The sequence below is a fragment of the Planctomicrobium stercoris genome (genome assembly GCF_051465655.1).
GTDB lineage: Bacteria > Planctomycetota > Planctomycetia > Planctomycetales > Planctomycetaceae > Planctomicrobium.
The window spans coordinates 4,435,611-4,459,652 of record NZ_CP195791.1; the positions used below are offsets into that span (position 1 = coordinate 4,435,611).

Annotated in this window: 18 protein-coding genes; 5 read left to right on the forward strand and 13 right to left on the reverse strand. The window is 57.9% G+C overall.

Features of this window, described 5'->3' with window-relative positions:
* Window positions 1–4: 4 nt before the first annotated feature.
* Window positions 5–1,000 (reverse strand): LLM class flavin-dependent oxidoreductase, encoded by a 996-nt coding sequence (locus SH661x_RS17815; protein WP_437224277.1) that lies wholly within the window; start codon window positions 998–1,000, stop codon window positions 5–7.
* A 384-nt stretch (window positions 1,001–1,384) separates the two neighbouring features.
* On the opposite strand from SH661x_RS17815, the gene SH661x_RS17820 reads away from it, so the two are divergent.
* Both SH661x_RS17820 and SH661x_RS17825 read left to right on the forward strand, forming a co-directional pair.
* A complete protein-coding gene (locus tag SH661x_RS17820) occupies window positions 1,385–1,960 on the forward strand; it encodes an HdeD family acid-resistance protein (protein ID WP_437224280.1) in 576 nt (191 codons plus the stop codon).
* 306 nt (window positions 1,961–2,266) lie between these two features.
* On the forward strand, window positions 2,267–3,079 hold the full coding sequence (locus SH661x_RS17825; RefSeq protein ID WP_437224282.1) for a GGDEF domain-containing protein: 813 nt from the start codon (window positions 2,267–2,269) through the stop codon (window positions 3,077–3,079).
* A gap of 59 nt (window positions 3,080–3,138) precedes the next feature.
* Here SH661x_RS17825 and SH661x_RS17830 read toward each other — a convergent pair whose 3' ends face one another.
* From SH661x_RS17830 to SH661x_RS17860, 7 genes are all read right to left on the reverse strand, one after another.
* Window positions 3,139–4,836 carry a cation:proton antiporter gene (locus SH661x_RS17830; RefSeq protein ID WP_437224285.1) on the reverse strand — a complete coding sequence of 566 codons (1,698 nt, stop codon included), beginning with the start codon at window positions 4,834–4,836 and terminating at the stop codon, window positions 3,139–3,141.
* Window positions 4,837–5,010: 174 nt separating this feature from the next.
* Window positions 5,011–5,520 carry a hypothetical protein gene (locus SH661x_RS17835; RefSeq protein ID WP_437224287.1) on the reverse strand — a complete coding sequence of 170 codons (510 nt, stop codon included), beginning with the start codon at window positions 5,518–5,520 and terminating at the stop codon, window positions 5,011–5,013.
* 155 nt (window positions 5,521–5,675) lie between these two features.
* On the reverse strand, window positions 5,676–5,939 hold the full coding sequence (locus SH661x_RS17840; RefSeq protein WP_437224290.1) for a hypothetical protein: 264 nt from the start codon (window positions 5,937–5,939) through the stop codon (window positions 5,676–5,678).
* A gap of 173 nt (window positions 5,940–6,112) precedes the next feature.
* Window positions 6,113–6,706 (reverse strand): superoxide dismutase family protein, encoded by a 594-nt coding sequence (locus tag SH661x_RS17845; protein ID WP_437224293.1) that lies wholly within the window; start codon window positions 6,704–6,706, stop codon window positions 6,113–6,115.
* A gap of 193 nt (window positions 6,707–6,899) precedes the next feature.
* Entirely contained in the window at window positions 6,900–7,982 is a 1,083-nt protein-coding gene (locus SH661x_RS17850; RefSeq protein WP_437224296.1) for a succinylglutamate desuccinylase/aspartoacylase family protein, read from the reverse strand.
* A gap of 132 nt (window positions 7,983–8,114) precedes the next feature.
* The gene (locus SH661x_RS17855; RefSeq protein WP_437224299.1) at window positions 8,115–9,434 is read right to left on the reverse strand and encodes a 3-deoxy-D-manno-octulosonic acid transferase; all 1,320 of its coding nucleotides are present in this window, start codon (window positions 9,432–9,434) and stop codon (window positions 8,115–8,117) included.
* A 145-nt stretch (window positions 9,435–9,579) separates the two neighbouring features.
* On the reverse strand, window positions 9,580–10,311 hold the full coding sequence (locus SH661x_RS17860; RefSeq protein WP_437224302.1) for an SDR family oxidoreductase: 732 nt from the start codon (window positions 10,309–10,311) through the stop codon (window positions 9,580–9,582).
* Window positions 10,312–10,469: 158 nt separating this feature from the next.
* Between SH661x_RS17860 and SH661x_RS17865 the strand changes: the two genes are divergently transcribed.
* On the forward strand, window positions 10,470–11,741 hold the full coding sequence (locus tag SH661x_RS17865; RefSeq protein WP_437224305.1) for a CCA tRNA nucleotidyltransferase: 1,272 nt from the start codon (window positions 10,470–10,472) through the stop codon (window positions 11,739–11,741).
* A gap of 23 nt (window positions 11,742–11,764) precedes the next feature.
* Here SH661x_RS17865 and SH661x_RS17870 read toward each other — a convergent pair whose 3' ends face one another.
* Window positions 11,765–13,519, reverse strand: a complete 1,755-nt coding sequence (locus SH661x_RS17870) for a carbon starvation CstA family protein (protein ID WP_437224307.1) — start codon at window positions 13,517–13,519, stop codon at window positions 11,765–11,767.
* 222 nt (window positions 13,520–13,741) lie between these two features.
* Between SH661x_RS17870 and SH661x_RS17875 the strand changes: the two genes are divergently transcribed.
* Together SH661x_RS17875 and SH661x_RS17880 are read left to right on the forward strand one after the other, a co-directional pair.
* Window positions 13,742–14,863 carry a hypothetical protein gene (locus SH661x_RS17875; protein WP_437224310.1) on the forward strand — a complete coding sequence of 374 codons (1,122 nt, stop codon included), beginning with the start codon at window positions 13,742–13,744 and terminating at the stop codon, window positions 14,861–14,863.
* A 417-nt stretch (window positions 14,864–15,280) separates the two neighbouring features.
* The gene (locus SH661x_RS17880; RefSeq protein WP_437224313.1) at window positions 15,281–16,177 is read left to right on the forward strand and encodes an AraC family transcriptional regulator; all 897 of its coding nucleotides are present in this window, start codon (window positions 15,281–15,283) and stop codon (window positions 16,175–16,177) included.
* A gap of 29 nt (window positions 16,178–16,206) precedes the next feature.
* On the opposite strand, the gene SH661x_RS17885 is transcribed toward SH661x_RS17880, so the two are convergent.
* The 4 genes from SH661x_RS17885 to SH661x_RS17900 all read right to left on the reverse strand — a co-directional run bounded on the left by SH661x_RS17885 (window position 16,207) and on the right by SH661x_RS17900 (window position 23,965).
* Window positions 16,207–16,641, reverse strand: coding sequence for a hypothetical protein (locus tag SH661x_RS17885; RefSeq protein WP_437224315.1), 435 nt, complete (start codon window positions 16,639–16,641; stop codon window positions 16,207–16,209).
* A 113-nt stretch (window positions 16,642–16,754) separates the two neighbouring features.
* On the reverse strand, window positions 16,755–17,729 hold the full coding sequence (locus SH661x_RS17890) for a DUF1559 family PulG-like putative transporter (protein ID WP_437224318.1): 975 nt from the start codon (window positions 17,727–17,729) through the stop codon (window positions 16,755–16,757).
* Between the two features lie 449 nt (window positions 17,730–18,178).
* The gene (gene smc / locus SH661x_RS17895; RefSeq protein ID WP_437224320.1) at window positions 18,179–21,976 is read right to left on the reverse strand and encodes a chromosome segregation protein SMC; all 3,798 of its coding nucleotides are present in this window, start codon (window positions 21,974–21,976) and stop codon (window positions 18,179–18,181) included.
* A 129-nt stretch (window positions 21,977–22,105) separates the two neighbouring features.
* Window positions 22,106–23,965, reverse strand: a complete 1,860-nt coding sequence (locus tag SH661x_RS17900; RefSeq protein ID WP_437224322.1) for a flagellar basal body P-ring protein FlgI — start codon at window positions 23,963–23,965, stop codon at window positions 22,106–22,108.
* Between the last annotated feature and the right edge of the window lie 77 nt (window positions 23,966–24,042).

Sequence of the window (24,042 nt, forward strand, 5' to 3'; positions counted from 1 at the left end):
TCGTTCACACGGGTTCGTGGCTGCCGGTAACTTCAGCGATGATCTCAAACGATCGGAATCTCTTCTCCGAATCGAAGATGTCCGAAACGATCATGAGTTCATCCGCTCCGGTGCGTTCGATGAGGGCGTTCATTCCCGCGCGAACGGTGTCCGGGCCCCCGATGATGCTGCAGGCCAGCATTTGACTTGCCTGGAATTTGGCCTGCGGGGACCAGTAGTTCTCAATGTCGTCGATCGGCGGTCGCAGCAGCGATGGCTGGTTTTGGACGAGATCGGCAAACGACATCTGCTGCGAGGTCGCCAGATGCCGAGCCTCCTCATCCGACTCGGCAGCAATGATATTCACGCCGACAATGGCATAAGACGTTTCCTGCTGAAGCGACGGCTTGAATCTCTCCCGATAGATACGGAGTGCCTGATCCAGTGCCTGTGGAGCGAAATGGGAAGCGAAGCCGTATGGCAACCCCAGTTCGGCTGCAAGCTGCGCCCCGAAGAGACTCGATCCAAGAATCCAGAGCGGAACTTTCGTCCCCGACCCGGGAATGGCTTCGATCCGCTGACCCGGCTCAGGCGGGTCGAGAAACGCCTGCAACTCAAGCACATCCTGCGGAAAGTTCTCCGCGTTACGGGGATCTCTGCGCAGCGCCCGCAGCGTCGCCTGATCGGTTCCCGGAGCCCGTCCCAGTCCCAGGTCGATGCGATCCGGAAAGAGCGTTGCCAGCGTGCCGAACTGCTCCGCGATAATGTACGGAGCATGATTGGGAAGCATGATCCCGCCCGCTCCGACCCGAATCGTCTTCGTGCCCGCTGCGACATGAGCGATGACGATCGACGTCGCTGCGGTGGAGACGGAGCGGATGTTATGGTGCTCAGCGACCCAGAAGCGGCGGTATCCAAGACGCTCCGCATGCTGGGCGAGACGGCGGGCTTCATCCAGAGGAGCACGCCGGTCATTCCCTTCGCGGATTCGCCCGAGTTCGAGGACTGAAATAGGGATCATGTTCGACTGCTTTCATGTTTCCACTGCAGATTGATTCATCTTTTCGGAATTGTAGACGGGATTTCAGCAATGCCCACGTCTTTGTCCTGACAACGAACAATAGTGCGATGGCAGTGAAATCTGCAGATCCAGGTGCCTGAATGGAACAGGGAAGGATCACAACGGCTGGTCTTTTCCGACTGGATAGGGATGCTGGCGGTCGCTGAACGCTGCGAAATCCCGCTGATTTTCTTTGACTTCACCCTCAAAAATGCTAGGGATGGGGGGTGCGTTGAGAACGCAAATCTAACGACAAGTCCGCACAGGCCATGCACCGGCTACGCCGCGTGGTGCCCGATGGCAGGTTCGCGCGCGGTACCGAAACAAAACAGGAAAGAGACAATCGTGTCCAATGCAATGATGAAGTTTCCAACGGATCTGGCGCCGTTGAAGAAGGAATGGGGCTGGTTGATGGGGCTGGGTGTCGGACTGGTCGTCCTGGGGACTCTGGCCATCTCCATGCCGCTGATCGCCACGATTGAAGTGATCGAAGTGCTGGGAATCCTGATGGCGATGGCGGGATTCGCCCAGATCATCGGAGCGTTTCACGCCGCCCAGTGGCGCGGATTCGTTGTGCAGATTGCATTGGGAATCCTGTATCTGGTGACCAGTTTTCTGGTCCTCGTGAATCCTGTTGAAGGAGCTGCCGGCCTGACACTGGTGATGGCTGCATTCTTCCTGACAGGGGGACTCTTCCGGATCGTCATTGCGATGAGTGAGCGTTTTCCCGGTTGGGGCTGGGTGCTACTCAACGGCTTCGTCACGATGCTGATGGGACTGATTATCTGGCGTCAATTCCCGGTCTCTGCCTTGTGGGTGATCGGTCTGCTGGTCGGAATTGAACTGCTGTTCTGCGGCTGGGCGTGGATCATGCTGGCCATCGCTGCCAAGACGTACGTTGAGCGTACCGACGTCGCCTGAGAATCGGTAATTGATGAAATGAAGCCGGGGCGTGGCTGCGAAAACAACTGCAGCCACGCCCCTGTTCTTGGTCACCCGCGCACGAACAATCGTATCGCAGGCGACAACATATTCGGTCTATAACGGTTGTATGGACGCGATGGATCAGACGAGGCCCCTCGGTCTCTCACAAAATCCTGCATTCAGGAAAATGTCCGTTTCCGGAGTAATTTCCCGCATCTGCCAGAATTTAACCTAAAGTTTTGAAAGATGTCCAAAGCGGAGATTGGAAAAGTGGATAACCCGAATTTCACTCGAGAAATGCAAATGCGAGCATTGAACTCCAGGTTCGTACTGGTCGGAATCTGCGCCTGGATCAGTTGCTGCCTGCTCGTCGCCGGCTGGATGCCCGAACTGAGCGGAAACCTGCACGCGGTCTGGCTGATCAGCGGACTGCTGGGACTGGTTTCCGCAGTGGGTCTGGCTGAAACGATCAAATCCGATGTACGCGTCCAGGAAGAACTTCTGAATGAGTACATGCACGCTGCCATGACGGATGGATTGACTGGCCTGGCGAATCGTCAGGCCCTCGACCGCACGCTCACATCGCTGTTGCGCGAGCCCCCCCACCGTCGCGGTTCCATCGCCATGATCATGATCGATATCGATCACTTCAAGGCCTTCAATGATCAGTACGGTCATCAGGCAGGTGATGCGGTCCTGCGGGTGGTCTCCCGTAAAATGCAGGACTTCTTCGGCAACAAAGCCATGGTGGCCCGCTACGGCGGTGAAGAGTTCGGAATCGTCCTGCCCAACTGCAGGCTGAGCGATGCCGATCGACTGGCTGAAGCATGCCGACTCACGATCAAAGAGACCGGATGTGAATTCCGGGAACGTCGCTTCAGCGTCACGATCAGCTGCGGAGTGACGGAAGCCAATTCATCCGACACACCGGATTCGCTCACCCAGCGTGCTGACATGGCGCTGTATACCGCCAAGAAGATGGGGCGTGACATGATCTGGATTGCAGACCCGAACTCCTCCGGTTCGAATATTCAGGTGGTTGCTCCCCAGATGGTGGCCCCGGAGTTTCCCAAGATCCAGATCCCGCTGCTTCACCCGGAGCAGGCCTCTTACTGAAACTGCTCCGGCAGACATTCACGGAACGGGACAACGGGAGCGAATTTTCGCCGCCCGTTTCAGGCATTTGCCAGCTCGGGTTCTTCCCGCTCGTGGCCATCCGCATCTCCTTCTCTCGAAAGTGAACTCAGCCACTTGGTAGTTTCTTTTCCCAGGGCGGCTCCCACTTCTTCTTCATCGCCGACGACCACACTGGCGCCTGCGGATTCATATTCAAGTGTGTACCGATGATGCCGCGACCTCACAATGATGTGAGCATGCGGGGCAAGTCGACGGACTTCATTCAGAATCCGGAAAGAACCATCGTGATCGGGAATCGTGATGACCACAGCCTTCGTGGTGGCGACATGGACATGCTCGAGGATTTCTGCCTGAGCAGCGTCCCCCCGGTGAGCTTCAAACCCCATCTCCATGGCCCTCGTCAGACAGCGTTGACTCAGATCGACCACATGCACAATTTCCGGACGCCCCAGAAAGGGCTCGGCAGCCATCTGCCCCGAGGGGCCAAAGCCGATGATCAGCACATCAGGCCGTTCGGCTTCTCCATTCGAATCTCCCTTGTGAGGGTGAATCGGCGAACCGGTCAGGCGCGCCAGGCGAATCCCCAGATTGACCGCCTGAGGAACGAGGTATGGGCTGAGGAACAGTGTCGCAATGGTGGCTGACACCATCAATTCGTATGTCTCTTCCGACAGCACCCCGTTCTGCTGACCGATACTTCCGAGCACGAACGCAAACTCTCCAATCTGCGCCAGGCAGATTCCGGTCGCTGCTGCCACATGGGCTGGCTGGCCGAGATTCCTGAGGATTCCCCAGATGATTCCCATCTTTCCGACCACGATCAGCAGGGTCACCCCGAGCACGAGTGGAAGGTTCTGAGCAAACCAGATCGGGTCCCCCATCATCCCGGCAGCCCCGAAGAACAACGTGAGAAGCACGGTCCGCAAAGAGGAAACGTCAGCGCGAATCTGCGATGCGAACTGGGAGCTTCCCAGGAACATTCCCGCAATGAAGGCTCCCAGCGAAGGGGAGACACCGGCCTTGGCAGCCAGACACGCCGATCCCAGTCCAACCACAATGGCCAGAACCATCGTCAGTTCGCGGTTGCGTTCGAGCGTCAGTGTCCCGAACACCCGCACCGCGATCTGATTCAACCCGATGTACAGGCCCACAATCAGGCCCGCTGCCGTCAACAGAATTCGCCCGACATCCCATGCGACTTCCGTCGTGGTTCCTCCCTGAGAGAGGAGCGTCATGAGAATCGCCAGGGGAACGACCGCAACATCCTGCACCAGCAGGACTGCCAGGGTATTTCGCCCGTGCGGGGTCTCGACTTCCGCCCGCTCCATCATCACACGAAGCACACATGCGGTACTGCTGAGCGAAACCATCGCTCCGATAGCGATCGCTTCTTTCGGCGAGGACGTGAACGGCATGGCGACGGCAGCGGCGAACAGGGTCGTCAAAATGACCTGAAGCGCTCCCGCCAGCAGGGCCCGCGCTCCCAGAGAGCGAAGCCTTTGAAAGGAAAACTCCAGCCCCAGGCTGAAGAGGAGCAATGCGACTCCCAGTTCAGAAATCTGCTCGATCGCGTGCTCAGCGTGGATGATGTGCAGACTGCCCGGACCGCCCATGAGCATCCCGGCCAGCAGGTAACCGACCATCGGACTCTGTCCGAATCGCGCAAACAGTCCTCCGACGACAATACATCCTCCCAGCAAAAGGACGATGTCAAAGAGCAGGCCCCAGGTTTCCATAATGCACTTTCACTTCCAGATTGGGCGGCCTTGAGGATGGATCTTTGTTGCAACCGGATCCGAGCAAATCTCGAGTTGATCTCCATCTGGGCTGTTTCGAATGGGGGTCCGGCCCCAAAAGATAGCGGCCGGACCCCTGAAATAACGAAATCCTGAATTCACCGCCAGAGAAATTCAGGCAATCGTCCCCGGCTGTTCACCGAGATCCAAAGGACTTTCGCCCGACAGACCGGCTTTCCAGAAGATCCAGGCGGGGAATGACAACTGCTTTTCGTACCTCCGAATGGCCTCCAGCAGCTGGGCCGCTTCCGCAGTCGTTGGATTTTCGAGTTCTCTCAGAGTCGACAATGCCCCCGAGAGATTTCCCATCAGCGCCAGTGCTGTTGCGAAGTTCACGCGGTAAATTTCAGGAACGTTTTCGCGGAAGTTCGTGCTTCCTTGAGCGATGAACGCGCTTCGCAACGTGCGGACCGCATCATCCGGCTTTCCGAGTCGCATCTGGCAGACGGCGATGGCATTGCGGATGGCGGGTCCACCGGATCCCCGACCGGAAGCGAGCTGCAGCGCCTCCTGCACACGACCGGCGTTCAGCAATTCCTGAACTTTCGGCAGCGGCTCCGGAAGCGATCGGGTCTCTCGAGTGGGAGGAGTGGTGTCGGCTTGAACTGCGGGTTTCTGGTTCATCAGGAAGTCCTTGAACTGGCGCGCGGCTTCGCCGGGCACCATTGTGAGTGGATGACAGAAGAGACCCTGGCTGCAGTCGGTGGCCGATCCGCGAGCTTTCGTCGCAGAACGCCGGAACAGCGAGGGTCGGGTAGAAATATGCCTGTCGAGGACTTCTAAACGACAAGCGGTGAATTGCGCCAGGAGGGCGCACTGAGAACAACCTGCAACATGGCCAGCACCTGCCGCTGCTTCAGTTCGAGCTGGCATTGAGGCGTTTGATCATGCAGGGCGATTGTCCCGCGAAACAGTTCAAATCGAACCGGATTGCGATTCCCTTCCACAATCGCGGTGACCGCCTCGTGATCGCTCCAGCGGGGAGACGGCGACGGATGGGGCGTGGAATGGTCAGAAGCGTCCCGCGCAGCAGGACTCGCCACAGTGACAGATCGAGGGCTCGGACCCGCACAGCAAGCAAGGATCAGAAGAATCAAGATCAGTCGACGCAGCATCGGCATGAACTGAAAATATCAGAAGGGACGCCGCAGGTCGATCTCGCATTTCTGCGAAACCTCTCTGCGACGTCCCCCCGTCGTGCCTCTTCTCGCTTCAATTATTTGGCAGGCTCAGCAGGCTTCGGGGCGGCAGCCAAGGCAATGACTCCGATGGCCACGCGGTCGCCGGAATCGCCCGAGGGCTGACTCTTCAGGTCGTCTTCACCGGCATGCACCACCAGTGATCGGCCGAGGATGTGGTGCAGACTCAGGCCATGTGCAGTGATCTTCACCTTTGCCACACCCTGATCATTCGCTTCCACATTCCCGAGATCTCCCGCGTGGTGCGCAGCACTCTCGGGCCCCCCGTGCTCATGCCCATCCGGGTTGTAGTGCGGTCCCGCTGCGAGACCTTTCTCGTCACTCAGGTCGCCGAATTCGTGGACGTGAAATCCGTGCTTCCCCGGAGTGAGACCGGTGATTTCTCCCGTGATCTGCACACCGGCGGTCGTCGCAGTCAGTTTCAAAGTTCCTTGAACCTTGCTGCCGCTTTTCGGGACGAGGACTGCCACAGCGTTGTGGAAATGTCCGTGATCGGCAGCATCACCATGATCGTGAGCAGGTTTTGCGAGCTTCGGTTCTACTGCGAGCAGAACCCCCGCGAAGAGCAGAACTCCGGCAGTTGAAACAATGGAAGTGAATTTGGTCCTCATGATCTTTTCCCCTCGAACAGGTTCCTGTCGCCCAGAACGAACCGCCCTCGCCCGCGACACTTCGCCAGGCATTACGACTGACCGACGGCTCGCAGAAAATTCAACGCTGGTGCCGGGAGCCTGAAGCTCCGCGGCTCACTCTCATGAGCGCAGAAGATGTGAATGCTGCAAGGAGCATTTTCAGGAAAAGCGATTATTTTTCGCCGGGGGCAACGACCATGATGCTCGTGGCGAGATGCTGACGAATCTGGTGCTGCAAAGAGCTCTTAGGAAGAGTCTGAATGAATTTTTCAATCTCTTTCCGGCCGCGCGAGACAAGTCCGATCAGACAGACTGGTTCACCGGGAGCGGTGACAGGCAGCGTTGTCATCCCCAGCACAATGCCGGTCTGAGGGGAGTAGATCCGTTCGCCGTCACTCCCCACGAGGCTGTTGACGGTGGCGATTGGAGTTCCTTTGCTGACGAGATCCCCGGGGGCGACGTGGAAATGAAGGAAGCCTGCACTGTCGGAGCGGATCCAGGTGGTGTCTTTGACGATCGCCCGATACGGCGGTTCGCGACGTTCCCCTTTGATCATTCCCAGATGTGTCAGTACGTTGAAGATCCCCCGCAGCGCGTACTCGATGACGCGTGATTCGACCTTCCAGACTTCGCCCGCTTCCAGGATCAGAGTGGGGCAACCGGCATCGCAGGCGGCCCGTCGCAGGCAGCCCGCAGGCCCCTTTTCGTCGACAGTCACTTCGCAGCCAAACACTTCCGCCAGCCGCTTCACCTGAGGATTACTCAGGTCTGCACGCAGGTTCGGGAAGTTGGTTCGTCGCACGGCGGCAGTATGCAGATCGATCCCGTAGTCGGATCGTTCAATGATTTCATCCAGGACCAGACGGGCGAGCCGCCCCGCCAGGCTCCCTTTGGCACTTCCGGGAAAAGAGCGATTCAGATCCCGTCGGTCGGGCAGGTACCGGGAATGCTGCTCGAAGCCGAGCATATTGACGACCGGCACAAGAATGAGACTGCCCGCCAAGAGCTTCAGACGCGGATTGAGAATCAGCTGCCGGATCGTTCCAGTGCCGTTGATTTCATCTCCATGAACCGCGGCGGAAATGAAAACGACAGGCCCATCCTTGAGTCCCCTTCGGACATGAACGGGAATTGTGACGGTCTGTCCGCTGTAGCTGGCCCCAATGGCCAGTTCGATATTTTTCTGCTCGCCGGGGGCGACCTGAATGTCATTCCAGAGGTCGACTGTCCGACGGCGTTCCCGTTTGATTTTCATCCTGAAAGGCGATCTATCCCGAAAACGAAAAGACTCCTTTGCCGCTGTGAGCGAACTAGTTGTACTCCAGCACTGCCACCACGAAAACCCCAAAGCTCCATCTGTTCCACGAGTCTGGAATCCCGGTGAAAATCAGGCGGCTTCACTCATGAAACCGCATGATGTCGGATCAATCACCTGAACGAGTAAATGAACTGTCCGGTCAGTGGCCCCCTGCTGCGCCAGGATGAGTTCCCTGGCCCGTTCCCCCATGGCTGTTGCCGCTGCCGGATCCTGCAGCATCCGGTGCACGAATTCCTGCAGCTCATCTGCGCTATTGACCGTGACGGCGGCCTGACGGGCGTGTAACAGTTCGACAATCTGTTTGAAGTTCCACGTATTCGGGCCGAAGCAGACGGCAGCACCAAAGGCCGCCGGTTCGAGCATGTTCTGCCCGCCCCGACTGGTGAAGCTTCCTCCGACGAACGCCACATCGGCAAGCCCCCAGCACGCCCCCAGTTCCCCAACGGTGTCCAGCAGGCCGACCGGCGGAATTTCACTTGACGGGGTCAGGACTTGTCCCGTGGACCGCTGCAACACGGGAAATCCGTGGCGGGTGATCAGCTCAGCGACTTCACGCCCCCGCTCCGGGTGCCGGGGGACCAGGATCATTCGCAATTCCGGATACGACTTCCGAAGCGACGAGTAGGCTTCAAGGGCGTAAGCTTCTTCAGGAGCCTGAGTGCTCCCCGCCACAAAAACAGGGGCGTCCTCATTGATTCCCATCCACTTCGCCAGTTCGAGAGTTCTGGGGTGATGGGGATTCGTCATCACCCCATCAAATTTGATGGACCCTGTCACCAGCGTGGTCGATTCGCTGGCTCCGAGTTTCACAAACCGCTCGTGATACTCCTCCGTCTGCGTGGCGATGATTCTGAAACAGCGCAGCAGGCGCCGAACGAGCGGGCGAATACGTGAATATCCGCGAAAACTGCGGGCGCTCAGGCGTCCATTGATCAGGACGAGAGGAATCCCGCGGGCCGCAGCAGCAAGGATAAAGTTGGGCCACAGTTCCAGTTCGACCAGGACGATCAGATCCGGTTTGACTCGCTCGAGCGCGTTGCGGACGCTCCAGCTGAAGTCGAGCGGGAAGAAGGCGACATCACATTCCGGGAACTTCTCTTTCGCGACGGCATGACCGGTTTCGGTGGTCGTCGAAATGAAGATCCGGGTTTCCGGTCGGGCCCGCTGCAGTCGTTCCACGATCTGTCGAAGCTGAAGGACTTCACCGACGCTGACAGCATGCAGCCAGACCCGTTTCGCCCCGCCCGCATCGGAGACCGGAAGCCGTCCCAGCAGCTTCTGTCCCCAACCGGATTTGTACTTGCCCGTACGCACGCGTTTCCACGCGACCATCGGCAGCGCGAGGATCACGAGCAGGCAGTAACAGCAATTCAATCCCAGCGAAAGCACGACCGTCCCTGATCGATGTTGTTTGAAATCAATTTCAGTAAGACCAGCGAAGTGAAGATCTTACTTCAAATTGACCCTTTAAGAACAGAGGAAAAACTGTGTGTAAAATCCGTGCACTTGCTCACGCTTCGTGCTCTGGGGATTTCTAAAAATATTCCTGTGTTGTCGGCTTCACGACGATATCCGGGACATGGGCTCGCGGGGGGAGCTGAGCGATCGCGACGACCATGGATGCAATGTCCGCAGGCTGAAGAATCCGGGCCCGATGTTCTGCGGAAACGGGCACGGGACGCAGGTCCAGAATCGGCGTCTCCACTTCACCCGGATAGACATTGGTGACGCGAATTCCGTTCTGACGTTCTTCCAGTCCAACGCACGTTCCCAGTGCTGTCATCGCGAATTTCGAAGCGTTGTAGGCGACGCCCCCCAGCGGGCCGGACCGAAGCCCAGCGACCGATGAAATATTGATGATCAGGCCGTCCTTGCGTTCCCGCATCTGCGGAAGCACAGCGTACATGGTATTGAAGGCCCCGGTCGCGTTGATCTGCAGGAGTTTGTCCCAGTCGGCCGGGTCAATCACGGACATCTGACGTTTGACGATGTTCGAACCGGCACTGTTCAGGAGAATGTCGATCCGCCCGAGTGTCTCTGTCGCCCATTTCACCAGTTCAAATGCCTGCTCCCTGTCCGCGACGTCGGCTGCGAAAACTTCAATCTTCTGTCCGGACGGAGCTTTTTCAGCAACTGCTTTCAGCTTGCCTTCATGACGACCGGCAATTGCAACCCGGCAGCCGGCAGCTGCCAATGCCAATGCACATGCCTCGCCGATTCCTGAGCCTCCGCCAGTCACCAGCACTGTTTTTCCGGTCAAATCCATGTCTCCGCGTCCTTTTGCACTTTTGCACTGAATCTTATCCTACGATAGGAGCGTCACTGTATCAAAGCTCCTTGCCGGCCCATAGAGTTGAGTGGAACGGAACAAAATCCCGACCATTCCTGCACCTGACCTCTCCCCCCACATTCTCGCGTCCGCTCATGTCCATCGAATTCGCCACCCATGTTGTTCAGCAGCTTGTCCATGCGGGATACACCGCTTACTGGGCAGGGGGCTGCGTGCGAGACACGCTGCTAGGGAAGAATCCTCAGGACTACGATGTGGCCACGAGTGCCACTCCGGAACAGGTTCGTCAGGTCTTCGGTCCGCGTCGGTCCCTGCCGGTGGGTGAAAGTTTTGGAGTGATCATCGTCCTGGGGCCGAAGGGTTCCGGGCATTCCGTGGAAGTTGCCACGTTTCGCCGCGAGGGAAACTACCTCGATGGCCGCCGCCCGACGTCTGTGGAATTCTGTTCCGCACGTGAGGACGCCAGCCGCCGCGACTTCACCATCAACGGCATGTTTTTCGATCCCATCTCGAACACCGTGCATGATTACGTCGGGGGCGAAGCCGATCTCCGCGCGAAAGTCATCCGGGCCATCGGCGATGCACGGGCCCGCATGACGGAAGATAAGCTCCGCATGCTTCGGGCGGTTCGTTTTACAGCCGCGCTGGAGTTTTCGCTGGAGGAAGAGACCGCACAGGCGATCCGGGAGATGTCGTCAGAAGTCCGGGTCGTGAGCGCGGAGCGAATTGCACAGGAGCTGCGAAAAATGCTCGCGGGTCGACAACGTTCGCAGGCCATGCAGCTATTCGCCGAGCTGGGCCTGATGGAAGTTCTCCTCCCCGAAGTTCATCAGTCGACATCTTCAAATGCGGAAAGGTGGTCGGAGCGGCTGCAGGTTCTTGACCAGCTGGGCGAGTCGGAATTTTCGCTGGCGTTTGCATGTCTGCTACGCGACGTCCCGGCACCGACGCAGCATTCGGTCCACGACTCCGAGATGTACGGGACCGTCTATCGCGTCTGCCGCCGACTTCGTCTTTCCAACGATGAGACCGACCGAATCTGCTGGCTCAACGAACAACAGGTGCCCCTGGATCAGCTGCCGGAGAGATCATTGGCTCAGATCAAACGGCTGGTGGTTCACCCGGGTTTTCGGGAGTTACTTCAACTCGAACAGACAATCGCGCAGGTGACAGGGAAACCTGATTCCCCGTACCAGTGGATCGATGACTTTCTCGCGCGGACTCCTGTTGAAGAGATCAACCCACCGCAACTGGTGACAGGTAAAGACCTGCTTTCGCTGGGCCTGACGTCGGGACCCAACTTCAAGAACTGGTTGACCGCCATCCGTGACGCTCAACTCAATAACGCCATCTCAACGCGCGAGGAAGCGATCGAGATGGCGAAACAACTGGCGTCGCAAGGATGACGGAAGTCGCCTCGCTGATCGTGCTATTCCGCTGCCAGTGAACCCAGCGGGGGCTTCGGATCCAGTGGTCGACTTACGAGGACGATCCAGATCGCTTCCCAGATCATCATGAGGGCCAGTCCGATCAGCAACGCTGCAATCCACGGGACGGGGTTGGCAGTGATGCCACCCTGAAAGTGCTTGAGAATCATGCTGACCAGAGCCCAGATGCTCATCACCGACATCAGGACCATTGGAATACCGGTTACAAACCAGACCCAGGTGGCCTGTCGCGTTCGCCACAGCCACACCGTCACTCCCAGCAGCGTAATCGCAGCCAGCAGCTGATTGCTCGCCCCGAACAATTCCCAGAAAGTTCGCCAGACCGGAATCCGTCGTCCGGCTGCATCCGTGGAAGTTTGGAAGACGAAAAACATCGGAGCGCCGGTTGTGATCATCGTCCCCAGCCAGCGCCCTGCGCGTCCCTGCAGGCCGGTCAGCTCCTGAATGATGAACCTTCCCAGGCGGGTGCAGACGTCCAGCGTATCGTACACAAACGTTGAAAATGCCATGAGCGCGAACGAGACGCCAATCGCTGACGGAACGTGGATTGTCTCAAGGAAACTTCCGATCCCCAGGGCGTAGATGAAATTCGGTTGGGGATTCTTGACGAGTGCGTGGTCGGAGGAGAGAGCCATCACGCAGCAGAGTGAAACAATCGCCACCATCGCCTCCAGAAGCATGCTTCCGTAACCGATGCTCTTGGCGTCCATTTCAGTCCGGAGCTGTTTGGACGTCGTCCCGGATGCAATCAGCGAATGAAACCCGGAACAGGCCCCGCAGGCGATCGTGATAAACAGCATCGGTGCCAGCGTGTCTCCCTTCAGGCTCGTCCAGCCGGAAAACGCGGGAAGCTCCACTGGCTTTCCCCCCATGATCAGACCGACTGCACCGGCCCCTAACGCGATAAAGAGGAAGTAACCACCCAGTTCACCCCGCGGCTGCAGCAACAGCCACAGCGGAGCGACGGAAGCCACCGCACAATACAAGAGCAGCGCTATATCCCAGATCACATGGGCCGTTCCGTCCGCCTGGGCGTCGGAGATCCCTGGGGAATAGGACTTCACCATGGCAGCCACATCAAAGGGAAGGTGCTGCCCGGCGATGATCGCGACTCCAATCAGCGGGAGGAAGATGAGGGTCGCCCAGCCGTTGGTCAGGCCGGTGTATTTCATGAGCAGGCCCATGATGATGGGGAGTACCAGATACATCAGCGAGGAGGAAGCGATTCCCGAGCCGGTCACGACATCGCCATTCTCCAGCTTCTGCAGCCCGATAAACGACGCAGCGGTGATGTCGGTGAATGCGACGATGATGTAAACGAGCGCGAGCCAGATAAACGTCAGAAACAACAGGAATGCCCGCTGACTCATGTGTTCGCGGACCACCTCAGCGATCGACTTCCCCTGATGACGGACAGAAGCGACCAGGGACGTGAAATCGTGGACACCGCCAATGAAGATCGATCCGAAGAGAATCCACAACAGTGCCGGAACCCACCCGAACGCCGCACCGGCGAGAATCGGCCCCACAATCGGCCCGGCGGCTGCAATGGCCGAGAAATGCTGATTCAACAAAGGGCCGGCATTGAGAGGGGCGTAGTCGACATCATCCCGCAGCGTGTGTGCGGGAGTGGGTCGCTGAGGATCCAGCTGCAGCAGCTTTACCAACAGCGAGCCATAGGTTCGATATGCGGTCAGCAGAATCACCGCTGACACCACAACAACTAATACCATCATACCTGGAGTGCCCTTCAAATCGCGCTGGAGCCTGGCGAGCGGGTGACAGCACATCGCTCAGCCCGGCAATCAGTGTACAGAACTGATCAATGAACACCAATTCCAGCTTTCGCAGGTTAACAGAACCTTGCAGTTCTTACGGAAGTCTTGCGTCGATCTCGATAATTTCTGACAGTCCGGTCACTCATTCCTCAACCGTTCTCCGATCTCCCGGAATTCGTTATGTCCTCACCAGAGATTCCTTCAACACCGGGTGAGGCAATTGATGACGGGCACGGTCGCATCTTCCCCTGCCCTCGCTGTGGTGCAGATCTCGTTTTTCATATCGGCGAACAGGGAATGAAATGCACCTTCTGCGGTTCGACCCAGACCATCAATCTGGATCCGACCAGCTCCGTTCAAGAACAGGATTTTCATGCCACGCTGGAGAAACTGAAGTCCCAGAAGAGTTCAGAAGAGCCGCAGGCAGAGCGTAACGAAGTCCGCTGCGAATCGTGCGGCGCGGACGTGCTGTTTGAAGGGACATTGACGAGCACGAAGTGCCCCTACTGCGGGTCACCGATTCAACGGGAAAAGATTCATCGCGGTGGCTTCCGGATCCCGGTGGAAGGTGTCCTCGCGTTCCGCGTCACGGAAGACCGCGCGAACATGATTTTTTCCAGGTGGGTCCGGACACGCTGGTTCGCCCCCAATGACTTCAAGCATGCCGGCAGAGACAAAAATCTGAATGGAGTCTATCTGCCGTGCTGGACGTTCGATGCCCTCACCTTCACACAGTACGACGGGAAACGGGGAGATCACGACACGGTCACCTCCGGCGTCGGCAAAGATCGAAAGAGTGAAACGCACACCCGCTGGACGCCGGTGTCGGGGAAGTTTCAGAAATTCTTTGACGACGTGTTGATCCACGCCGCGACCGGCTTACCGAAAAAGCACCTCCACCTGTTGTCGCCCTGGCCGCTGGAGAAGTTAGTCCCGTTCAGTCCGGAATACCTGGCCGGCTTTTTCGCCCGAACCTATGACATCGATCTGGATTCGGGGTTCGAGCAGGCGCGCGTCCAGATGGAGGACCGCCTGCGGGTCATCTGTCATCAGAAGATCGGCGGAGATGAACAGAAATTGCTCCGAATGGATTGCCGCTACGACGCGATCACGTTCAAACATCTGTTGCTGCCGGTCTGGATGCTGGCTTTCCGGCATCGCGATCGCAGCTACCGGGTCTTCGTGAACGCGGTCACGGGGATGGTGACTGGGGAACGCCCCTACAGCTGGCCGAAGGTGATCGCTGCAACACTGGCTGGAATCGCCGTTGCCATCGGAACAGTCCTTTTATTTCAGCGATAACAGTGCAAATATCAAAGAAGTCCCACTTGAATAGCACTCGTCCGCTGAAAATATTGTTTCGAGCTGACGCGCGGGCTGAGTCCCCTTTCTTCCCGCTGTCGACCTGAAATTTCCCGGCCGGCCCCCATCATCACTTCAGGGTTCGCCCTGCCTGGACAACGTCGATTTCCGAAAAGATGTCGTGAGTCACGGGGCGCACACTTCCCATTTTCGTGCGCTCTAGAGATGATGCATGAAAGGTCGCCGTGCAGACACACAATGAAGAGTTCCACTTCGCATCCGTTATGCCGCTCTCGACGGGTCGCGATGATGACCGGCGACTGGGCAAGGTTGCACTTTTTGACTGCAGAATTGCTCAGGCATCCTCTCCCTCAACGATTCCTTCCCCACCCTGGTTGAGATTTCAGCGAACCTGCCATGAAGCCCGCATTTGAAAAACTCCTCCCCCCCACGGGGCAATCGTTCCGCTGCTTCAAACGGGAAACCATCACCACAGCAGCCCGATGGCACCGGCACCCGGAAATTGAACTCACGTATGTCGAACATGGGTCAGGCACCCGGATTATCGGCGACAATATTTCCAGCTACGGCAATCATGACCTCGTGCTGATCGGCGCGGATCTTCCCCACACCTGGCACTCGGACGATTTCGAAGGAAGCCAGATCGACCTGCACCCTGCCGTGGTCGTGCAGTTCCGCCGTGACTTCCTCGGAGAGAAGTTCTTTGACGCTCCGGAGTTCGCCGGGGTGCGAGAGATGTTCGAGAAGGCGTCCCGGGGAATTCAGTTCGATGAACAGACCGCCGAACGCATTGGGCGTGGCCTGACGAATCTTGTTCAGGCGGGACCCGCACTCAAACTGGTCGATCTGCTCAAATGCCTCGTGGAGCTCTCTGAGATTTCCACCTGGACTCCACTGGCAAGCGTCGGATTTTCCACCCCTCCCAACGACAACCTGCAGACCCGGACAGAGGAAATCTGCTCGTTCATCGGAGAGAACTATCGGGATCCGAATCTGACACATCAGGCACTGGCAGAACAGGCGGGTATGAACGCCAGCGCCTTCAGCCGGTTCTTCCGCGCAACGACCGGGAAGACGGCCATGAGCTACATCTCCGAAATGCGAGTAAGCCTTGCCTGCCGTCTGCTGGCGGATACCGACATGAGTATTGCTGAGATTCTCGAATATGCGGGCTTCAGCAATACGTCCAACTTCAATCGCCAGTTTCAGCGGCTGCAGAACATGTCTCCCCGGGAGTACCGGAAACGCCATCGAGCGATCGCACGGGTCGCGCGATCGCTCGATGAGGCTTGATCAGTGGGCCGGAATGACCGGGGCCGCTGTCACTTCTTCAGGTCGAAATCCTTGGTATTTTTCCCTGCGACAACATCCACAGTCAGCGTGGATTTCGTGTTGTACTGATCCGGGATGGACTCCACGGTTTCGTCCATCATGGTTCCCGCAGGAGCGGGTGAACCGACGGGAATCTGCTTGCCGGTCTTCTTTTCCGCCCGGATTTCGACCTTATTCTTCCCGACCATCGGGCCCAGCGTCGGGGGAATTTCGTACTTCCCGGCGGTGATCGTTCCCCCGGCCGTAGGTCCGTTTTCGGCCAGGAATCGGATCGTCCCGTTTTCCACCGGGGCTCCGTCCAGCGAGACGTTGCCGGTGATCGAAGCCCGATTGTCCCCACCACCCCCGCAACCGACGGCGAAACAGATGGCAGCAATGCCAAAGAGTCCGATAGACTTGTGCCCTCTCAAACGAGTACGCGACATCTTCGTTCCTTATGAATGTTTGAAAACTCAGTGCGTGCAGATGTAATCACGCTGACGTAAGGATCCACACCTTGCAGAGATCGTGGGTTCGCGCAAGGGCACTGCGTGCACTCCTAGAATTCGCCCAGCGCATTTCCATCCGACAACCAGGCCAGGTTCTGCCACGTGGCGAGATTGATATTGTTGCTGAAGAAGCGGACCGAACCATCTCCCAGCAGTCCGTGGACACCACCCGTGTGACGGCTGCGGGGGCTGGCAAAGTTGTCACCATCCGGAGATGGCTCACACGGGAGATTCTGCATTGGCTGGTTGGCCCCGTTCGACGCAGTGCAGCCGCCGTAGGGATATTCGAGAATTCGGTCCCCTGCGGAACTGTTCGGAGTATTTGTCACGTGCAGATACTGGGACCCGGCGCGAGCCGTGTAAAACCAGCCTCGCCAGTCGTTCGCGACTCCCGCTGGGTTCGTGTCCGCATTTCCCGTGAGATACTCAGACATCACCAGAGTGTTGCTCGAGCCATCCAGCATATCCCGGATTCTTGAGACGCGATTGACGCCGAAGGTGGCTCGTCGGGCTCCAGTGTTGGCACGAGTTTCGTAATCCCTCACGCCGGTGAAAATGCCCATGTAGTTCGTGAGAGGCATCGCGACGGTCAAAGCCGCAACACCTGTGTCCTTCTTGTTTCCACCCATTCCGTCGGACGGGCAAAGGTATGCTGGGATCACGCTACGGTCTTCAGCCGGCCACGCAGCAACTCCCCCGCCACCGTAAGGTGCCGGCCGGGACCAGTTGGCAGCCAATCGGTTGTACAAAGGTGCCTGATCCACGTAAGGGAGGATGAAGTGCAAAAGGTAGGTCCACTCCGGGGGAGTCAGTGAGCCCGGAGGAAAAGAACCAACTGAATCGTGATAGTTATGCAGGGCCAGCCCGAGCTGGTGAAGGTTGTTCTTGCACTGAGAGCGCCGGGCCGCTTCGCGGGCCTGCTGAACAGCCGGTAAAAGTAAGGCGATCAGAACCGCAATAATGGCAATGACCACCAAGAGTTCGATCAGTGTAAACCCGCGAGATTTCTTGGTAGACAGCGGCATGGAGCCTCCCTGGCAGAATTGACGGGATATGGAAGGATTGAAAGTCGGAGAACCCGAGTGAGCTGAATGCCCACGATTCATGTCGAATCATCTGACAATACACGCGTTGTTTCAGGTGTCAACAGGTAACTTATCTCTTATACGAAGATTTTTTCAGAACGCTTCCAATTCATTCCCCGCTGCCGCAGAGGCGGTGGTGACTACTTATTCCGTAAACCTTACCCATATTGTGACAAACGAAAGTCGCAAGGGCGATGAGGGTCATTGTTCACGTCGGATCGGGTGCAAAAAGACGTCGATCCTCGTTCGGACCCTTTTGCGGCAAAACTACACGGATAGCGTGTTTCTACGCAACATTCGAACCCGAAATTCGAGTTACTCGCCTGCGAACGATTTGTCGTCGACAGAACGAAAAGGAGCCCGGGAATTCGACGAATCGGGACGATTCGCTACGCAGCGGTTTTAATTTCCCCGTTATCACGGACGTCATCAAACCGGACGGAAATACGTTTCGAGACCCCCGCCTGCTCCATCGTGACACCGTAAAGAACATCAGCCACGGTCATCGTCCGCTTGCGATGGGTGATCACGACAAACTGCGTCATCTGCACGAACTCTTTAATGACCGTGACATAACGATCGACGTTCGCTTCGTCGAGCGCCGCATCCACTTCGTCCAGGATGCAATAGGGACTCGGCTTGCTGCGGAACATTGCAAAGAGCAGACCGACTGCGGTCATCGTCTTTTCGCCCCCGCTCAGCAGGGACATCGATCGCAGCTCTTTTCCTGGCGGTCTCGCCACGATTTCAATTCCACATTCCAGCACATCTTCCGGATCCTCCAGAAGGATGTCCGCATCTCCCCCGCCGAACAACTTACGGAACAGCTCGCGGAAGTGGCCGCGAATCGTCTCGAATGTCTCGATGAAGATCCGCTGACTTTCCTGATTGATTCTCCGGATGATGTCCTCGAGCGAAGCTTTCGCCTCCTGCAAGTCCTTCAACTGATTCGAAAGAGTGGAGAATCGAGTCTCAAGCGCTTCCAGATTCTCCAGGGCATCGGTGTTGACGTTCCCCATCATCTTCAGCTTGCGACGCAGCCGATCGACTCGGGCCTCCAGTTCTTCCCGCACCTCTTCGAATGTAGGCAACGGCGTATTTCTCGACTGCGAAAGCTCTTCCCCGGAAGGCTCTTCCAACGGCGATGCATCAGATTCAAGATCCCCTTCCGGATGTGCATCCGCTGTTTCCGAGATCACGGCCTGCTCACCTGCGGTGCCGTAACGTTCCTCGAGGAAATTCCGATAGGCCGAAACACCGGATTCGACGAGCGATTCCAATGTCACCTGATATTCTTCCTGAATTCGGTCAGCGAGGGTCTTCAGCTGCATCCGCTGCTTCTCGATTTCGAACTCGAGTGCATGCTGCCTGTCGAGGATTTTGCGTCGTGACTGGTAGCGCTGTTCTTCTTCCTTGGCCATCCGGGATCGTGCGGCCCGCAGACGATCTCGCTCCACGTAGAATTCGCGAGCTTCGGATTTCGTCTGTTCGATCTTCAGCGTGACAGCCGCGATTCCGCTTTCTGCCCGCAGGACTTCAAAGTCGGATTTGCTCCGGATTCGACGCAGTTCCGCCGTGCGCTGAACCATGTCTTCGAGTTGCTGCTGACGTTGCTGCTGGTCTCGCGTCAGACGGGTCTGTGTCTGCCGGAGCCCGCGTTGACGTTCTTCGTGCTGAGCCAGTTCCATCTGCTCGGTCCGAATGTCGAGCTGCGTCTGATCGAGAAGTTGCTGCACTTCGAGGATGCGGGCCTCGTCTGCTTCGATCGCCGCCCGGATTTCGTTGATTGCAATCTCCGCAGCTGCCAGCCGCTCCTGAACCGAGTCCGACTCCTGAGCGATTCCGACGGCCCGCTGATCCAATTTCTCGAGCACACCCTGCTGATCGGCGAACTCCTTTTCGAGACGCTGGACTTCCCGGGCCTGTCCGGACAGTTGCGTGGCATGTTCCGTGACAGCATGAGAGAGACTCTTCAACTCCCCTTCGAGCTGACCGACCTCACCCGTACGGGTCTCATGCTTCTCGCTGAGAATCGACAACCGTTGCGTGGCGGTCTCGATGTTCCGGTGCAGCTGATGGATCTCGTTCTTGAGCTGCTTCAACTCGCTCTTGCGTGAGACGATGGAAGTTTCATGAGGCATCCGTCCGACGTGCAACTGCTGGGCACTGGTCAGCACCTCACCCTGCAGCGTCACGAACCGGACGTTTGAGGGAACGGATGCGATCAGTTCGCGAGCTCGATCCAGCGTTTCCACAATCCAGGTATCGCTGAGGACACGCGCCGCCAGTCCGCCCGCCCGTTCCCGTTCCTGGACCAGTCGATCGGCACGACCATAAACGCCCGGGGTTCCGGTCAGGTCGATGCTGCTTTCGTTCGCATGAAACGCGGAAAACTCGCTGGATCCGGTGTCGGTCGCCGGGTCCTGCAGAGGTGTGATCGAGACGAAGCCGACTCGACCTTCGATCGGAGGGGCACCGCGATTCAGATAGTCCAGCAGCGGTCCCAGATCACTCACCGCGATGTACTGAGCCCGTTCGCCCAGCGCCGCGTCGATGATCGGGGCCAGGTCCATCGGCACTTCAATCAGATCACGGACACTTCCCAGGATCCGGTTCCACGGTGGGTAGTGCGATGTCGCGGCGCGGCGAAGAATTTCCCGCACCCCGATCGCGATCCCTTCCTGCTTCTGCTCGAGCTCTTCGAGCACTGCCAGACGAGCCTCGGCGGCACTTCGCCGTTCCCGCATCGTGCGGAGTTGCTGTTCGGTTTCTTCCCGCTGCTGGACCGTTCGCCACTGGGCTTGTTGGACTTCCGTCAGAAGTGACTGACGCGTCTGCAAAGCTTCTTCCGCTTCTTTCAGCAGCGCAGCTTTGGCCTGATGTGCCAGAAGACTCGTCGCGAGTTCGTTTTGCAGATGCTCCAGTCGCTCGGTCGCCTGGGCCCGATTCTGCGCGACCCCTTCGGCCTGTGACTGCAACGTCACCAACCGTTCTCCAAGCTGATGCCTCTGCTTCTGCAGTGCAGAGAGTTCTCTTCGCTGTTCTTCAGTTCTGTTGCGTTGTTCCTGCGCGGCGGTCCGCAGTGCGGAGAGTTGGCTCTCCCGCTCGGCCACCTGCTGCTGTGAAACCTGCAGCCGTGATTCGAATGCCGCAAGTTGTTCCGAAGTGGCCAAAAGCTCCGCACGGGCGAGCTCGACCTGTCGGGCCAGTGGATGGCGCTGCTGACGCAGCCGCTGCAGATCGGCGTCCAGTTCCTGTCGGCGAGAGGACTGATGCCGGAGCGTCGCTTCGAAAGTCGCAATGGCTTCGCGCGACGTGGAGAGTCCCCGTTCCCGCTGCAGAACTTCCTGATCGAGTTCCGCGATGCGAGCCTCGGCCGCCCGACGTTCTTCTTCAACTTTTTCGATCTCTGCCTGCAGCTCGTGCTGAGAGGCCTTGATCCCTTCAAGTTCGTTGAGCTGATGTTCGAGTCGTGCGGCAAGACGGATGCTGTCGTCGGCGGCCAGTCCGGTCCAGGCGGCTTTCAGTTCGACCGAGACTTCCCGATACTTGGCCGCCTTGCTGGCCTGGGTACGGGTCGAATTGAGCTGTGATTCGACCTGATCCACAAGGTCGGTCAGACGCAGCAGGTTCTGGGCGACCCGTTCCAGCCGGCGTTCGGCTTCGACACGCCGTGCTTTGAATTTGCTGATCCCGGCCGCTTCTTCAAACACGGCTCGGCGGGCTGTCGGGTTGGATTGAAGAATCTGATCGACGCGTCCCTGCTCGATGATGCTGTAGGCGGCAGTGCCAGCTCCGGTCCCCATGAAGACGTCGCGGATATCTTTCAACCGGACAGGGCTGCGGTTGAGCAGATATTCGGAGTCCCCACTCTGATAGAGCCGGCGACCGATCTGCACTTCGGCAGTGTCGATCGGAAAGAGGCCGTTGGAGTTGTCGAAGGTGAGAGTGGCTTCGGCGAATCCGCTGCCGCGACGGCCGGCGGATCCGTTGAAGATCACATCCGACATCTCTTTGCCGCGCAGACTCTTGGCGCTCTGGTCCCCGAGAATCCACTTGATGGAGTCGACAACGTTACTTTTGCCGCTGCCGTTGGGTCCGACAACGCATGTAATCCCCGGCGCGAATTCGAACAGCGTTCGATCCGCGAAGCTCTTGAATCCAAAGAGTTCGAGGGACTTTAACATGCAATCGCAAATGTCACGTCACGATGCATTTGCATCGAACAGGAAAATCATGGAGTCGGGATTCTGGAACTGACCATCACCCGGGGCCGCTGCCGAAACAGGAGCCCCGTGATTGCCGCGATCCAGACATTACTCTCTCAAGGTCGCTTTCTTGGGTTTGGTGGGGACACTGACTTCACTCGGGACATATTCCGCTTCGGGTGGCTTCTCGTCGAACAGGTTCGGGAGCAGTCCCTGGCTGCCGACGGTCACACTCGGAGTGAGGACTTCGGAGCTGGCGGATTCCGGAGTCGGTCCCTGCGAAGCTGGACGCTCATAGACCCGGCCGGGTTCGGGAAGCTGGTCGATGGCGATCCCGCCGGGCAGATTCCGCTGACGTTCCGCCTGAACGAGCATCTGCACAATGTCGGGATAGTTGGCTCCCAGTTCTGTCGCACCGCGAATGACATCCATGACCCGCAGCGAAACTTCCTTCTGCCGAGTCGGTTCCCCGGGAGCAATCCGTTTGATCAACATCCGGTCTCCCTGCGGCGAACTCTGCAGAATGATACGGTTCCCTGCTCGCAGCATGAGTGGAGCGAGAAACTCCTGTTTGTGATCGAAGACCACCACTTCCGCCTTTTTGTAGCGGGTCAGATGGATGAGGGGCTTGGCTGAAGATTCAATTCCGTGCAGCGAGAAGTTTCCTTCCAGCTGTTCCCCTTTCACGAAGGGATCGCTGGGTGCCATCGTCGAGAATGAACGAAACGCACCGTAACGGGTTTCGACGCTCTCCAGGTTGGCGAGGCTGCGGAGTGCATCGGAGGATGCCCCGTCGTTGATTGTCGAAAGTGCCGCCAACGCGAAAATCCGGAAGGCAGGCTCGTTCTCGGCTGCTTCTTTCAGGGCCGGCACACCATCGGCATTTCCCAGGTAGGCCAGTGCACACCCCGCATGGAAGCGAGCTTCAAGATCCGGCGAAAGCAGAGCGTTCTTCAGAACCGGGATTGCGTCCGCGCCAATGGCTTCGAGCTGTAATGCTGCCGACTCTGCTGTCGGTCCAAAATTGATTTCTTCGGCCAGCTGCTGCATGCGCATGTGCCGGTCCACGGGGGTCTCCGTCAGTCGCATGGCACGGATACACTGCAGATAGCGGGGGTAATTGTTCCGGTAGCGTTCATGAACGATCAGCTCCAGCCGCGAATTCGTTTTGGCTTCAGAGAGCGGCCGGCGAATACCGTGTTCATCATAATCATGGAACCGCTTGCCGATCCGCTCGGCAATCTGCCGGGACATACGGACTGTCGCGTACTCGTTGCGAATGGAGATGGTCAGAGAGCGACTGTCTCCCAGGAAGGTGGCGGCCCCGGGTATACGTCCGCGACGATGGGCGGCAGCAGCGCTCGCGGAAGAGTCAATGGCTACCGAAGTGCTGTCGGCCAGTGCATCGATGAGCACCGGTCCCGAGGCGATGGCAATCTGCTTGCCTTCATGCACCTCACCGTTCATCAACGCCATTTCGCGGAGATAGCAGGGCATGAGCCAGCCTCCCGCGAGACTGACGGTTTCACTGCCGTCGGGGACGGTCACTTCCACGTCGATCTTCTCCCCCTTCTTGCAAATAGGGGGAATATATGCAGTGACGACCACCAGGGCCGTGTTCGACGAACTCAGAAACGTCTGAGGATCTTTGACTTCATGTTGACGCAGGTCTTCCAGCAGCATCGTTCGCAAGTGTGAGGCCGGCGGATCTTCTCCGGTGCCGTCGAGTCGATCGACAAGGCCAACCCCCTGCACCTTGATATAACCGTTGTCCCCGATCTTGATGTAGTCCCCGATCATGCGGGAGTGACCGTTTTCTCCCCGCATCGCCTCGCGGACATTGTTCTGACGTTCCTTTTCCTGCAGCTCTTCTTTGCTGATGAAAGGCTTCGACAGGTGCCATTCGCTGCAACCTGAGCTGACCGTGAACATCAGCAGACAAAGCAGTGCGTAGCGTCTTGCCGGCATGACAGAGTCAATCCAGAAGAACGGGACATCGTCCTGATGGACACCGTTCTTCATGCTGGGGGGAAGGGAATTTGAGG

What these genes read in the sequence shown, in the direction of transcription:
- SH661x_RS17835 (WP_437224287.1), bottom strand. Translation starts at nt 5,520, where the DNA reads ATGAACCAGAAACCCGCAGTTCAAGCCGACACCACTCCTCCCACTCGA.
- SH661x_RS17865 (WP_437224305.1), top strand. Translation starts at nt 10,470, where the DNA reads ATGTCCATCGAATTCGCCACCCATGTTGTTCAGCAGCTTGTCCATGCG.
- SH661x_RS17885 (WP_437224315.1), bottom strand. Translation starts at nt 16,641, where the DNA reads ATGTCGCGTACTCGTTTGAGAGGGCACAAGTCTATCGGACTCTTTGGC.
- SH661x_RS17845 (WP_437224293.1), bottom strand. Translation starts at nt 6,706, where the DNA reads ATGAGGACCAAATTCACTTCCATTGTTTCAACTGCCGGAGTTCTGCTC.
- SH661x_RS17900 (WP_437224322.1), bottom strand. Translation starts at nt 23,965, where the DNA reads ATGCCGGCAAGACGCTACGCACTGCTTTGTCTGCTGATGTTCACGGTC.
- SH661x_RS17860 (WP_437224302.1), bottom strand. Translation starts at nt 10,311, where the DNA reads ATGGATTTGACCGGAAAAACAGTGCTGGTGACTGGCGGAGGCTCAGGA.
- SH661x_RS17880 (WP_437224313.1), top strand. Translation starts at nt 15,281, where the DNA reads ATGAAGCCCGCATTTGAAAAACTCCTCCCCCCCACGGGGCAATCGTTC.
- SH661x_RS17870 (WP_437224307.1), bottom strand. Translation starts at nt 13,519, where the DNA reads ATGATGGTATTAGTTGTTGTGGTGTCAGCGGTGATTCTGCTGACCGCA.
- SH661x_RS17850 (WP_437224296.1), bottom strand. Translation starts at nt 7,982, where the DNA reads ATGAAAATCAAACGGGAACGCCGTCGGACAGTCGACCTCTGGAATGAC.
- SH661x_RS17875 (WP_437224310.1), top strand. Translation starts at nt 13,742, where the DNA reads ATGTCCTCACCAGAGATTCCTTCAACACCGGGTGAGGCAATTGATGAC.
- SH661x_RS17815 (WP_437224277.1), bottom strand. Translation starts at nt 1,000, where the DNA reads ATGATCCCTATTTCAGTCCTCGAACTCGGGCGAATCCGCGAAGGGAAT.
- smc (WP_437224320.1), bottom strand. Translation starts at nt 21,976, where the DNA reads ATGTTAAAGTCCCTCGAACTCTTTGGATTCAAGAGCTTCGCGGATCGA.
- SH661x_RS17890 (WP_437224318.1), bottom strand. Translation starts at nt 17,729, where the DNA reads ATGCCGCTGTCTACCAAGAAATCTCGCGGGTTTACACTGATCGAACTC.
- SH661x_RS17825 (WP_437224282.1), top strand. Translation starts at nt 2,267, where the DNA reads ATGCGAGCATTGAACTCCAGGTTCGTACTGGTCGGAATCTGCGCCTGG.
- SH661x_RS17830 (WP_437224285.1), bottom strand. Translation starts at nt 4,836, where the DNA reads ATGGAAACCTGGGGCCTGCTCTTTGACATCGTCCTTTTGCTGGGAGGA.